At 73.3% G+C, this 12,952-nt stretch carries 8 protein-coding genes; 3 read left to right on the top strand and 5 right to left on the bottom strand.

What is annotated here, in order from left to right; genetic code table 11:
• Positions 1-35 precede the first annotated feature (35 nt).
• Entirely contained in the window at positions 36-3,443 is a 3,408-nt protein-coding gene (locus tag ACPOLB_RS10935) for a PAS-domain containing protein (RefSeq protein WP_425261393.1), read from the top strand.
• On the opposite strand, the gene ACPOLB_RS10940 is transcribed toward ACPOLB_RS10935, so the two are convergent.
• The 3 genes from ACPOLB_RS10940 to ACPOLB_RS10950 form a co-directional block, all read right to left on the bottom strand.
• Positions 3,433-3,981, bottom strand: a complete 549-nt coding sequence (locus ACPOLB_RS10940; RefSeq protein ID WP_425261394.1) for a GNAT family N-acetyltransferase — start codon at positions 3,979-3,981, stop codon at positions 3,433-3,435. The genes ACPOLB_RS10935 and ACPOLB_RS10940 overlap by 11 nt on opposite strands.
• Entirely contained in the window at positions 3,978-4,229 is a 252-nt protein-coding gene (locus ACPOLB_RS10945; protein ID WP_425261395.1) for a hypothetical protein, read from the bottom strand. The genes ACPOLB_RS10940 and ACPOLB_RS10945 overlap by 4 nt, the downstream gene beginning before the upstream one ends.
• Before the next feature lie 81 nt (positions 4,230-4,310).
• A complete protein-coding gene (locus tag ACPOLB_RS10950; protein ID WP_425261396.1) occupies positions 4,311-7,388 on the bottom strand; it encodes a bifunctional diguanylate cyclase/phosphodiesterase in 3,078 nt (1,025 codons plus the stop codon).
• Positions 7,389-7,611: 223 nt separating this feature from the next.
• Between ACPOLB_RS10950 and ACPOLB_RS10955 the strand changes: the two genes are divergently transcribed.
• Positions 7,612-9,126: a methyl-accepting chemotaxis protein gene (locus tag ACPOLB_RS10955; protein ID WP_425261397.1), complete on the top strand. Its 1,515-nt coding sequence runs from the start codon at positions 7,612-7,614 to the stop codon at positions 9,124-9,126.
• A gap of 23 nt (positions 9,127-9,149) precedes the next feature.
• Here ACPOLB_RS10955 and ACPOLB_RS10960 read toward each other — a convergent pair whose 3' ends face one another.
• Positions 9,150-11,681, bottom strand: coding sequence for an ABC transporter permease (locus ACPOLB_RS10960; protein ID WP_425261398.1), 2,532 nt, complete (start codon positions 11,679-11,681; stop codon positions 9,150-9,152).
• Between the two features lie 86 nt (positions 11,682-11,767).
• Between ACPOLB_RS10960 and ACPOLB_RS10965 the strand changes: the two genes are divergently transcribed.
• On the top strand, positions 11,768-12,592 hold the full coding sequence (locus ACPOLB_RS10965; protein WP_425261399.1) for a DODA-type extradiol aromatic ring-opening family dioxygenase: 825 nt from the start codon (positions 11,768-11,770) through the stop codon (positions 12,590-12,592).
• Here the strand turns inward: ACPOLB_RS10965 and ACPOLB_RS10970 are convergent.
• A complete protein-coding gene (locus ACPOLB_RS10970; protein WP_425261400.1) occupies positions 12,589-12,879 on the bottom strand; it encodes a hypothetical protein in 291 nt (96 codons plus the stop codon). The two genes, ACPOLB_RS10965 and ACPOLB_RS10970, sit on opposite strands and share 4 nt — an antisense overlap.
• Between the last annotated feature and the right edge of the window lie 73 nt (positions 12,880-12,952).

Below are 12,952 nucleotides of genomic sequence, written 5' to 3' on the forward strand. Positions count from 1 at the left end.
GCGGCGCCCGCCGCCGGGGCACGGCAGAATCAGGCATGGCATCTGAGCACTCCGGTCATGCCGTAGCGACCGATCCCCGCGTGCGCATGGCCGTGCAGGCAGCGCAACTGCGCGCCCATGCCGCGGCCGGCCTGCCCGGGGCGCTGCCAGCGCTGCTGGTCAGCGCGCTGGTCTGGCTGACGCTGGGGCCCGGCCTGCCGCTGCGCCCCCTGCTGGGCTGGACGCTGGCCGTGCTGCTGGCGCTGGCCCTGCGGCTGGCCGTCGTGCTGGCGGCGCGCCGTGCCTGGCAGCGCGCCCCGACGGCCGACACCGCGGGGCGGTGGCTGCTGCGCTACCGCCTCGCCAGCTGCGTGCTCGGCACCGCGATCGGCACGCTGGCCTGGCTGCCGTCCGACCTGTCCGACGTGCAGACGGTGGCGATGCTGGTCTTCGCGCTGGGCGGCCTGGCCACCGGCGCGCTGATGCTGACGCTGTTCGACCTGCGTGCCGGCCTGGGCTTCGCGCTGCCCGCGGTGCTGCCGCTGGCCGTGCGCATGCTCGACGGCAGCCTGACCGCCACGCCGCTGGCCGGCGTGACGGCGGCGATGCTGGCGCTGCTGGTGGGCATGTTCGTGCTGGCGGCGCGGCGCACGCAGCACGCGCGGCAGCTCCTGGCCGCGGCGCGGCTGGCCGAAGCCGACCGCACCGCGCAGGCCCAGCACGCCGAGGCCCTGCTGCGTCGCGTGTTCGACCACATCGGCGAAGGCATCAGCATGTTCGACGCCGACCTGCGCCTGCTGGCCTGGAACGCACGCTTCGTCGAGCTGGTGGGGCTGCCGCCGCAGGTGGTGCGCATGGGCATGCAGCTGCAGGACGCGATCCGGCTGCAGATCGCCCGCGGCGAATTCGGCACCATCGCCGACCCCGAGGGCGAGATCGCGCGCCGCATCGACGACCTGCATCGCCGCCCGCAGGCCGTGACGCGACGCGTGCGCCCCGACGGCCGCACCATCGAGCTGCGCCGCAGCCCCATGCCCGACGGCGGCTTCGTCACCGTCTACGTCGACATCACGCCGCGCCAGGCTTCGGAGCAGGCGCTGGCCGAGAACCGGCGCATGCTGTCCCTGCTGCTGGAGAACACGGCGCAGGGCTTCTGGTTCATCGACAACGACCTGCGCACCACCGACGCCAACCCCGCCATGTGCCGCATGCTGGCCGTGGAGCGCAGCGCACTGCTCGGCCGCACGATCTACGAGTTCGTCGACGACGAGAACGCCGCCATCTTCCGCCGCCACGTGCAGCGCCGCGCCGCCGGCCACGCCGACAGCTACGAGATCGCGCTGCGGCGCAGCGACGGCAGCCTGGTGCACTGCTACAACAACGCGACGCCGATCTTCGACGCCACCGGCCGCAAGATCGGCGCCGTGGGCCTGTTCTCCGACATCAGCGCACAGAAGCAGGCGCAGCAGGCGGTGCGGCTGGCCGGCGAGCTGCTGGAGCAGAAGTCGCACGTGCTGGAGGTGACGCTCGAGAGCCTGTCGCAAGGCGTGCTCAGCGTCGACGCCGACGGCCGCGTCAACGCCTGGAACAGCCGCTTCCTGGAGCTGCTCGACATCCCCGAAGCCATGATGCTGCAGCGTCCGACGCTGCATGCGCTGGGCCGCTGGCAGGCCGAGCAGGGCCACTTCGGCGCCGACATGGAGCGCATCGACGATGCCGGCCGCGCGCAGATGCACCGCTTCCTGGCCGGCGATGCGCGGGCCATCGCACCCAGCTACCAGCGCACCAAGGCCGACGGCACGGTGCTGGAGATCCGCGCCAATTTCGCGCCCGACGGCAGCCTGGTGCGCACCTACACCGACGTCACCGCCAGCGTCGTCGCGCAGCAGGCGCTGCGCGAGAGCGAGACACGCTTCCGCGACCTGGCCGACGGCGCGCCGGCGCTGATCTGGCGCGCCGGGGCCGACGGCACCGCGACCTGGTTCAACCAGCGCTGGCTCGACTACACCGGCCAGACGCTGGAGCAGGCGCTGCACGCACCCTGGTCGACACGGCTGCACCCCGACGACTACGCGCGCTGCAACGCCAACTTCGACAGCGCCTTCCGGCAGCGCCTGCCCTACGACATCGAGTTCCGCGTGCGCTGCGCCGACGGCAGCTTCGCCTGGGTGGCCGACACCGGCATCCCGCGCTTCGACGCGCAGGGCGCCTTCGAGGGCTTCATCAGCTACGGCTGGGACATCACCGCGCGCAAGGCCGCCGAAGGCGCGCTGATCGCGGCCAAGGACGAGGCCGAGCGCGCCAACCGCGCGAAGTCGCAGTTCCTCTCGCGCATGTCGCACGAACTGCGCACGCCGATGAACGCCATCCTCGGCTTCGGGCAGCTGCTGGAGGCCGATCCCGACGAGCCGCTGCGGCCCGGCCAGCGCGCGCGCGTGCAGGAGATGCTGCGCGGCGGGCGCCACCTGCTGTCGCTGATCAACGAGGTGCTGGACCTGGCGCGCATCGAGGCCGGCACGCTGCAGCTCGACCTGCAGCCGGTGGCGCTGGACCCGCTGGTCGACGAATGCCAGCGCCTAGTGCAGCCGGTGGCGCGCGAACGCGGCATCGCGCTGTCGGTGCAGGCCCCGCCCGAAGGCGCCGGCCACGTGCTGGCCGACCCGACGCGGCTGCGCCAGGTGCTGCTGAACCTGCTGTCCAACGCCATCAAGTACAACCGCCAGGGCGGCTCGGTGGTGCTGCGCTGCAGCCCCGACCCCGACGGGCGCATGCGCCTGGCCATCAGCGACTGCGGCCCCGGCATCAGCGCGGCGCAGCAGGAACGGCTGTTCACCGCCTTCGAGCGTCTGGACGCCGACCGTTCGGCGGTGGAAGGCGCGGGCATCGGCCTGGCGCTGAGCAAGTGGCTGGTGGACCTGATGCACGGCACGATCGGCGTGCACAGCGAGCTCGGCATCGGCAGCACCTTCTGGGTGCTGCTGAATCCGGCGGCACCGGCCGCGGAGCTCGCCCCCGTGGAACTGCCCGCGACCGACGCCGCGGTGCCGGCGGCGGCGCCGGGCCAGCGCCAGACCGTGCTCTACATCGAGGACAACACCGTCAACCAGCTGCTGATGGAAGGCATGCTGGCGCAGCGCCCGGGCATCCGGCTGCTGGTGGCCGGCCTGCCCGGCACCGGCCTGGCGATGGCGCTGCAGGCCCGGCCCGACCTGGTGCTGCTCGACATCCAGCTGCCCGAGATGAGCGGCTTCGAGGTGCTGGAGCGGCTGCGCGCCCATCCCGCCACGCGCGACATCCCGGTCATCGCCGTCAGCGCCAATGCGATGCCCGACGACGTGGCCGAGGCCCGCCGTGCCGGCTTCAACGCCTACCTCACGAAGCCGCTGGAGCTGCAGCGCCTGCTGGCCGCGGTGGACACGGCGCTGGCCGGCCGCACGCCCACGGGCGACGGCGTCAAGGCGTGACGGCGAACAGCAGGTAGTCGCGCGGCACGCCGCGCACGAGGCGGAAGTTGCGCAGCCGGCCTTCGTAGACGAAGCCGGTCTTCAGCAGCACGCGCTGCGAGGCCAGGTTGGGCTCGAGCGTCGTGCCCTGGATGCGCACCCACTGCCGCACGCCCAGCCCCCAGTCCACGGCCGCACGCGCACAGGCGCTGGCCAGGCCGCGGCCCCACAGCTCGGGGTGCAGCGAGTAGGTGATCTCGGCCGTGCGGTTCAGCACCGAGATGCTGTGGAAGCCCACGTTGCCGGCCAGCCGGCCGTCGTCGCTGCGGCACAGCGCGAACTGCAGCGGCGCGCCGGGGTCGTCGGCCTCGAGGCGGTCGAAGAGGGGCCACAGGTCGGCGACCGAGTTGACGCCGGAGCTGGTGTGCTGCTTCACCTGCGGCAGCACTTCGATCGCGGCCCAGGCGTGTGCGTCGTCGCGCCGCAGCGGGCGCAGGTGCCAGCCGGGCACGCCCAGCACCGGCACACCCGGGTCGGCGGACGCCGGCGCCGTCGTCATGGGCCGCCGTCCGGCGCCTGCCGCAGGCGGCGCAGCTGCAGCCTGGACCAGGCCCAGACCGCGAGCGCCGCGCTGCCGGCCAGCGCCAGGCCGGTCCACACCAGCGGCGACGCCGGGTTCGGCGCGATGTGGTGCGCGACCGAGGTCTCGATGCCGAAGAGCACGCAGACGACCGCAGCGCCCAGCGCCAGTGCAGCACGCTTCTCGAGCGCGGCGCGGCGGGCTGCGGGGTCGGCGGCGGCGGTCATGGGCGGCGGTCGTGCAGGGCGGCGGTCGGAGCAGGCGGTGCGGGTGGTCCGGCAGCGGCAGCCGCTGCGACGCGCAGCACTCTACACGCGCACCGGTTCCGCGGCATCGGTGCGCACACCAGCCCGGGCGGCACGCAGCGGCCCGTGCACCACCTCGTGCGCGGCCAGCCACGGCGCCAGCGGCTGCGGCCGGGCGAACAGGTAGCCCTGCAGCACGTCGCAGCGGCTGGCGGCCAGGAAGTCGGCCTGCGCCTGTGTCTCCACGCCCTCGGCCACCACGCGCAGGCCCAGGTGCGCGGCCACCGACAGCACGGCCTCGACGATCGCGGTGGCGTTGGCGTCGTGCGGCGTGTCGCGCACGAAGCTGCGGTCGATCTTCAGCTCGTACAGCGGCATGCGGCGCAGGTACGACAGGCTGGAGTAGCCGGTGCCGAAGTCGTCGATCGAGAAGCGCACGCCCAGGGCCACCAGCTCGCGCATGCGCGCCACGGTGTCCTCCCAGTGCTCGATCAGCAGTCCTTCGGTCACCTCCAGCACCAGCTGCGACGCCGGTGCGCCGCTGGCCTGCAGCGCGGCGCGCACCTGCTCCACGAAGTGGTCCTGGCGGAACTGCCGCGGGCTGACGTTGACCGACAGCGTGAGCGCGCTGCCCGCGGCATGCAGCCGCGCCAGCGCCTGGCAGGCCTGGTCGATGACGAAGGCGCCCAGCGCCAGGATCAGCCCCGACTCCTCGGCGATGGGGATGAAGGTCGCCGGGGAGACGCTGCCGCGCCGCGGGTGCTGCCAGCGCAGCAGCAGTTCGGCGCCGACCTCGTGGCCGCCGGCGTCGACCTGGGGCTGCACGTGGACCTGGAACTGGCCGTCGGCCAGGCCCTGCTGCATGTCCTGCTCCAGCGCCAGCCGCTCTTCCACCTCGACCTGCATGCCGGCCTCGAAGAACGCGATGCGGTTGCGGCCCGCCGCCTTGGCGCGGTACATCGCGGTGTCGGCCTCGCGCAGCAGGTCGTCCACGTGCTCCTGGCCCTTCGGGAACAGCGTGATGCCCAGGCTGCCCGAGCTGCTGTAGAGCGCGCCGTCGATCTGGAACGCCTGTGCCAGCACCTCGCGCACCTTGTCGGCCACGGCCATCGCGTGGCGCGACGCGGCGTCGGCTTCGGTGCCCAGGTTGCCCAGCAGCACGACGAATTCGTCGCCGCCCAGCCGCGCCACGGTGTCCTCGCTGCGCAGCAGCGCCGACAGCCGCGCCGCCACCTGCTGCAGCAGCGCGTCGCCCACCGAGTGGCCGCGTGCGTCGTTGATCTGCTTGAAGTTGTCGAGGTCGATGAAGACCAGCGCGCCCATGCACCCGGCGCGCTGCGCGGCGGCCAGCGCGTGGCCGATGCGGTCGTGCAGCAGGCGCCGGTTCGGCAGGCCGGTGAGCGCGTCGAAGTAGGCCAGCCGGTGCGTGTCGGCTTCGGCCTGCTTGCGCGCGGTGATGTCGCTGATGAAGCCGTGCCAGAGCACGCTGCCGTCGGCCAGCAGCTCGGGCTGCGCTTCGCCCTGGCGCCAGCACGTGCCCTGCGCCGGCAGCACCACGCGGTACTCCTGGTGCCAGCGCTGCAGCGTGCGTGCCGACTCGCCGATGGCGTCGGACACCGCCTGCGCGTCGTCGGGGTGCAGCCGCGCGAAGATCGGCGCGGCGTCGTGCAGCACCTCGTCGGGCGTGCACTCGTAGATCTGCCACAGGCCCTGGCTGGCGAACGGGAAGCAGCTGCTGCCGTCGGGACGCAGCTGGAACTGGTAGAGCACGCCCGGCACGTGTTCGGCCAGGTTGTGCAGCAGCGCCAGGCTGGCTTCGAGGCGGCGCGCCCAGCTGTGACGCTCGGTGTTGTCGCGGAAGACCACGCTGGTCAGCGGGCGCCCGAGGCGGTCGTCGAACACCGAGGAGGTGACCTCGGCCTCGAAGACCTCGCCGCCGGCGCGGCGCAGCCGCAGCTCGCCGCGTGCGCTGCCGTGGCGCGCGCGCCGGGCCAGCAGCGACGGCAGCCGCGTGTCGTCCAGGTCGATCAGCGTGTCGCGGTGGCTGTCCAGCAGGTCGTCGTGCGCCATCCCGAGCAGCGTGCAGGCCGTCGGGTTGGCGGCGATGACGCGGCCCTGCGGGTCGATCTGCAGCACGCCGTCCATGCTGTTGGTGAACAGCGCCTCGTAGTTGGTCTGCACGTCCAGCCGCGCCTGCTCGGCCCGGCGCAGCTCGGACAGGTCGGTGTTCGTGCCCGACAGCCGCAGCGCGCGGCCCTGTGCATTGCGCAGGATGTAGCCGCGCGACAGCATCGGGATGTAGTGCCCGTCCTTGTGGCGCAGGCGCATCTCGGCCGCGTAGTGCTCGACGCCGCTGCGGATGGCGCCGATGTACACGCGGTCCACGTGCGGCTGGTCGTCGGGGTGGATCAGGCGTTCCCACAGCCGACCGTCGTAGGGCAGCTCCGCGTCCTGGTAGCCCAGCAGTTCCCAGCCGCGCGGCGAGTAGTAGCGCTCACCGGTCACCAGGTCCCAGTCCCACCAGCCGTCGTTGGCGCCGCGCAGCACCAGGCCCATGCGCGTCTCGCTGTCGGCCAGCCGCTGCTGTGCGGTGCGCAGCAGCGCGTGCTCGGCCTGCAGTTGCGCCATCGCGTCGGCAAGCGCGGCGTTCTGCTTGCGCAGCTCCAACTGCGCCACCACCTGGCGCGACAGCACCGCCAGCGCGTCGGCCTGCGCAGCGCTGAAGCTGCGCGGCGCGCGGTCCATCACGCACAAGGTGCCGACGGCGTGGCCCTCCGGCGTGCGCAGCGGCGCGCCGGCGTAGAAGCGCAGTCCGTCGGCACCGCGCACGAAGGGATTGGCCTGGAAGCGGACGTCGCGCTGCAGGTCGGGCACCACCAGCACGGCGCTCTGGCGGATCGCGTGGTCGCAGAAGGCCGACGCGCGCGGCGTCTCGGTGAGTTCCAGGCCCACGCGCGACTTGAACCACTGCCGGCCGGCGTCGATCAGCGACACCGCGGCCAGCGGCACGCCGAAGAGCCGTGCCGCCAGCGCGGTGATGTCGTCGAACGACGCCTCCGGCGGCGTGTCGAGCACGCGGTAGTCCGCCAGCGCCTGCAGGCGCTGTGCTTCGGGAGGACTCGGCACGGTGTCGGCGGCCATGGGCAGGGGTTGGATACAGGGAGTTTCGGTCTCCGGGCCCGCCACTGAAGCAGGGAGGTGCCCGCCGGGTGCGAAAAATCGCAAAAATCGATGCTTTGTCGCCACAACGGTGCGTCGGCAACCAGATTTGGTGCATGCGATCACTTCTCTCAACTTCAAGACAGCAGCACCGATAACGAGGACATTCGCGTTCTCTACACGGGGTGGTCCGATGAAGTTGGGGTTGAAACTGCCGCTGGCCTTTGCCGCGGCCATGCTGGTGCTGCTGTGCGCCGCGTTGTTCGGCATCCAGCAGCTCCACCAGGCCTTGCGCAGCTACGCCGTCGCGGTGGCCGGCACGGTGGCGCTGGAGCGCGAGGTCGCCGGGATTGCGGTGGACTTCAAGACGCAGGTGCAGGAATGGAAGAACACCTTGCTGCGCGGCCACGACGCCAAGCTGATGGACAAGCACTGGCAGGCCTTCGCGAAGACCGAGTCCGCCGTCTCCGCGCAAGCGCAGCGCCTGCTCAGCCACCTGCCGGAGGGCGAAGCGCGCACGCTGCTGCAGCAGTTCGCGTCCGCGCACACCGCGATGGGCGCCAGCTACCGCCAGGGCCATGCCGCCTTCGTCGCCGCCGGCTTCGACCCCAAGGTCGGCGACAAGGCCGTGGCCGGCATGGACCGCGAGCCCACCCGGCTGCTCGACGCCACTGGCGAGCGCATCGCCGCGATGGCCCAGCAGACCGCGCAGCAGGCCGACGCCGACGGGCGCCGCGCCATCGCCGTCAGCCTGGCCGTGATGCTGGTGGTGTGTGCGCTGGCGGTGGGCGGCGGGCTGCTGTTCAGCCGCGCCATCACGGCACCGCTGCGCCGCGCCGTGGACCTGGCCCAGGCCGTCGCCGGCGGCGACCTGACCCGCCGCGCCGAGCCGCAGGGCCGCGACGAGACCGCGCAGCTGCTGCAGGCCCTGGAGACGATGCGCCAGGCGCTGGCGCAGCTGGTCGCCGGCGTGCGCCTGAACGCCGACGGCGTGGCCACGGCCAGCACGCAGATCGCCCAGGGCAACCTGGACCTGAGCCAGCGCACCGAGGAACAGGCCAGCGCGCTGCAGCAGACCGCCGCGTCCATGGACGAGCTCGGCGCCACCGTGCGCCAGAACGCCGACAACGCGCGCCAGGCCGACCAGCTGGCGCAGGCCGCGTCGGCCGTGGGCGTCAAGGGCGGCCAGGTGGTGGGCGAGGTCGTGGCCACGATGAAGGGCATCAACGACAGCAGCAGGAAGATCGCCGACATCATCGGCACCATCGACGGCATCGCGTTCCAGACCAACATCCTGGCGCTGAACGCCGCGGTGGAGGCCGCGCGCGCCGGCGAACAGGGCCGCGGCTTCGCGGTCGTGGCCAGCGAAGTGCGCAGCCTGGCGCAGCGCTCGGCACAGGCCGCCCGGGAGATCAAGGCCCTCATCCACGACAGCGTCAGCCGCGTGCAGGATGGCAGCGCGCTGGTGGACGCCGCCGGCGCCACGATGCAGGAGGTGGTGGTGTCGATCCAGCGCGTGACCGACATCGTCGGCGCCATCAGCCTGGCCAGCAGCGAGCAGAGCGCCGGCGTCGCCCAGGTGGGTCAGGCGCTGAGCCAGATCGACCAGGCGACGCAGCAGAACGCGGCGCTGGTGGAACAGAGCGCCGCGGCCGCGAGCAGCCTGCAGCAGCAGTCGCAGTCGCTGGTGGGCGCGGTGGCGGTGTTCCGCACCACGTAAGCCGGCCGCCGCGGCACAGGCCGCTACACCGCGGCGCGGCGCAGCGTCTCCACGACCGGCCGGCGCAGCACGTCGCGCAGCCCCCACCAACCCGCGGCCAGCGCCAGCAGCGCGCCGGCCAGCGTGCCGGCCAGCGGCACCCAGGGGCTGGGGTTCCAATCGAACTCGAACGCGTACTTCGCCAGCGCCCAGCCCACGGCCACCGCCGCCACCGAGGCCAGGAAGCCGGCCAGCGCGCCCACGCCCAGCAGCTCGGCGCGTTGCACCTGGCCCAGCAGCCGGCTGCCCGCGCCCATGGCCCGCATGATCGCGAACTCGCGTGCGCGGCTCTCGCGCGTGGCGCTGACGGCCGCGAACAGCACCACCAGCCCGGCGATCAGCGTGAAGCCGAACAGGAACTCCACCGCACGGATCACCTGGTCCAGCACCTGCTGCACCTGGGCGACGCTGGCCGAGACGTCGACGTTGGTGATGTTCGGGAAGTCGCGGCTGAGCGCGTTGTCGAAGCCGGGCGTGGCCGGTGCGCGGAAGGCGCTGATGTAGCTGATCGGCACGTCGCGCATCTGCGCCAGCGGGAACAGCACGAAGAAGTTCACCCGCATCGACCCCCAGTCGACCTTGCGCAGGCTGGTGATGCGCCCTTCCTTCAGCAGCCCGCCCATGTCGAAGCGCAGCGTGTCGCCCAGCTTCAGGCCCAGCGTCTGCGCCAGGCCGTCCTCGACCGAGATGGCGCCCTCCTCGTCGGCCGTCCAGCCGCCGCCGACGATGGCGTTGTGTGCCGGCATCGCGGCCGCGTGGCTGAGGTTGAACTCGCGGTCCACCAGCCGCGAGGCGCGTTCGTCGGTGTAGCTGTCCGACGTGACAGCGCGGCCGTTGATGGCCACCAGCCGGCCGCGGATCATCGGGTACCAGTCGAACTGCGTCACCCCGGCGGCCTGCAGCGCGGCACGGAACGGGTCGGCCTGGTCGGGCTGCAGGTTGATGACGAAGCGGTTCGGCGCATCGGGCGGCGTCGCCTGGCGCCAGCTGCCGATGAGATCGGTGCGCAGCAGCACCAGCAGCACCAGGGCCAGCAGGCCCACGGCCAGCGCCGACACCTGCAGCACCGCGAAGGCCGGGCGCGCGGCGATCTGTCGCGTGGCCAGCACCAGCCAGCGCGGCGCGCGCGACTCGGGCACGGCGCGGCGCAGCACACGCACCGCCACGTAGCTGAGCAGCGCGAACACCGCGATCGCCGCCGCGAAGCCGCCCACGGCCAGCGCACCCAGCTTGATGTCGGACGACACCGCCATCAGCAGCGCCGCGAAGCCGCCGGTGCCGGCGGCCAGCACCAGCAGCGAGCTGGCCTTCAGGGTGCCCACGTCGCGGCGGATCACGCGCAGCGGCGGCACCCGCGCCAGCTGCAGCACCGGCGGCAGGCCGAAGCCCAGCAGCAGCGTCAGGCCGACGCCCACGCCGAACAGCGCGGGCCAGGCGCTGGCCGCCGGCAGCTGCGCGTCGACCAGCCCGGCCAGCAGCACGACGAAGACGAAGTGCACCGCAAAGCCGATCAGCACGCCCACCACGCTGGCCAGCAGGCCCACGGCCGCGAACTCCAGCGTGTAGGCGCCGGCGATGCGGCGCTGGCTCAGGCCGAGCACGCGCAGCATCGCGCAGTCGTCGAGGTGGCGCGCAGCGAAGTCGCGCGCGGCGATCGCCACCGCCACCGCCGCCAGCAGCGCCGCCAGCAGCGCCACCAGGTTCAGGAACTTCTCGGCGCGGTCCAGCGTCTGCCGCATCTCGGGGCGGCCGCTCTGCAGCGACTCCACGCGCACGCCGCGCAGCGGCGCGTCGGCGATGCGCGCTTCGGCAAAGCGCACGAACTCGCGCACCGCGGCGTCGCGCCCGGGTGGCGCGGCCACGGCCAGGCGGTGGTTGACGCGGCTGGCGGGCTGCACCAGGCCGGTGGCGGCCAGATCGGCCTCGGCCAGCATCACGCGCGGGGCGAAGCTCATGAAGCCGGCGCCGCGGTCGGGTTCGATGACGATGATCTGCGCGATGCGCAGCGTGGCATCGCCCAGCAGCAGCGGGTCGCCCACCTGGAGCCGCAGGCTGTCGAGCAGCCCGGCGTCGACCCACACGGTGCCGGGCTCGGGCGCGCGCGCGGCCACCTCCACCGGCGCATCGGGCGCGGCCTTCAGCTGCAGCCGCCCGCGCAGCGGGTACGACGGCGTCACCGCCTTCACCGCCACCAGCCGCGTCGCGCCGCCCTGCGCGTCGGGCGCGCGCGCCATGCTGGGGAAGCTGGTGTTGCCGGCCACCTGCAGGCCCAGCGCCTGCGCCCGGGCCACCAGCTCCGGCGGCGTCGGCTTGTCGCTGCTGACCACCGCGTCGCCGCCCAGCAGCTGCCGCGCGTCGCGCGCGAGGCCGTTGTTCAGCCGGTCGGCGAAGAAACCGACGGCGGTGAGCGCCGCCACGGCCAGCAGCACGGCCAGCGCCAGCAGGCGCAGCTCACCGGCGCGGAAGTCGCGCAGGGTCTGGCGCCAGGCGAGCGCCACGATCGACGGAGGGTTCATGGGCACGCACGGTACCCGAAAGCCGTTGAACCCAGCGTGCAGCCGGCTTGAAGCCGCGCCGGTCGGCTTGGTGCTTCAATGGCGGCATGACCACCCTGCCCCCGCTCTTCCTGTCCCACGGCTCGCCGATGACGGCGCTGGAGCCGCGCGAGGCCGGCGCCTTCATGCAGCGCCTGGGCCCGGCGCTCGCGGCGGCCCACGGCCGGCCGCGCGCGATCCTGGCCGTGTCGGCGCACAGCCTGGCGCGCGAACCCATGCTGCTGGCCGCCGCCCGCCACGAGGCCATCTACGACTTCGGCGGCTTCGACCCGCGGCTGCACACGCTGCGCTACGACGCGCCGGGCGCACCCGCGCTGGCCGCGCGCGTGGTCGGCCTGCTGCAGGCGGCCGGCCTGCCGGTGCACACGGTCGACGACGGCGGGCTGGACCACGGCATCTGGACGCCGCTGCGCTACCTGTTCCCGGACGCCGACATCCCGGTGCTGCCGCTGGCCTGGCCGCCCGACTGGAGCCCGGCGCAGCTGTTCGCGCTGGGCCAGGCGCTGGCGCCGCTGGCCGACGAAGGCGTGCTGATCGTCGGCAGCGGCAGCATCACGCACAACCTGCGGCGCGTGTTCGCCAGCGGGCGCATGCAGGTGGACCAGCCGGCCACGCCGGAGAGCACCGCGTTCCGCGACTGGTTCGCCACCACGGCGGCGGTGGCCGACTGGGACGCGCTGCTCGACTACCGCCAGCAGGCGCCGCACGCGGCGTTGATGCACCCGACCGACGAGCACCTGCTGCCGTTCTACGTCGCAGCAGGCGCTGCCGGCCGCGTGCCGGCCACGCGCATCCACCAGAGCCTGACCTTCGGCGACCTGGGCATGGACGCGTTCGCGTTCGGCCCTGGCGCGCAGGCGTTGGCGGTCTAGTTCGACGGCGCCGACGCCGGCGCGGGCACCACGATCACGGTGGTGCCGTCGCCGGTCTTGCCGGTCTCGCCCTTGTTGCCGTCCATGCCGGTGTTGCCGGTGCTTCCGGTGTTGCCCTGGTTGCCCTGGCTGCCGGTGTCGCCGGTGGCGCCGGTCGGTCCTGCGGGGCCGGCGGGGCCAGCCGCGGCCGGGGCGGTGACGGGCACCGGCAGGACGGTGGTCCGCTCGCAGGCAGTGAGTGCGAGGATGCCGACGATGGCGGCGGCGAGTGCGATGCGGTGGGACATGGGCAGACCTCAGACGGTGGGGAAGAGCGGCGCAGCGTAGGCGCGCAGCGGCACCGGTGTCGGTGCGCTGGTG

Origin of the sequence: Rubrivivax soli (assembly GCF_049810355.1) — a bacterium.
Classification (GTDB): Bacteria; Pseudomonadota; Gammaproteobacteria; order Burkholderiales; family Burkholderiaceae_C; genus Rubrivivax.

What these genes read in the sequence shown, in the direction of transcription:
- ACPOLB_RS10935 (WP_425261393.1), top strand. Translation starts at nt 36, where the DNA reads ATGGCATCTGAGCACTCCGGTCATGCCGTAGCGACCGATCCCCGCGTG.
- ACPOLB_RS10940 (WP_425261394.1), bottom strand. Translation starts at nt 3,981, where the DNA reads ATGACGACGGCGCCGGCGTCCGCCGACCCGGGTGTGCCGGTGCTGGGC.
- ACPOLB_RS10945 (WP_425261395.1), bottom strand. Translation starts at nt 4,229, where the DNA reads ATGACCGCCGCCGCCGACCCCGCAGCCCGCCGCGCCGCGCTCGAGAAG.
- ACPOLB_RS10950 (WP_425261396.1), bottom strand. Translation starts at nt 7,388, where the DNA reads ATGGCCGCCGACACCGTGCCGAGTCCTCCCGAAGCACAGCGCCTGCAG.
- ACPOLB_RS10960 (WP_425261398.1), bottom strand. Translation starts at nt 11,681, where the DNA reads ATGAACCCTCCGTCGATCGTGGCGCTCGCCTGGCGCCAGACCCTGCGC.
- ACPOLB_RS10965 (WP_425261399.1), top strand. Translation starts at nt 11,768, where the DNA reads ATGACCACCCTGCCCCCGCTCTTCCTGTCCCACGGCTCGCCGATGACG.
- ACPOLB_RS10970 (WP_425261400.1), bottom strand. Translation starts at nt 12,879, where the DNA reads ATGTCCCACCGCATCGCACTCGCCGCCGCCATCGTCGGCATCCTCGCA.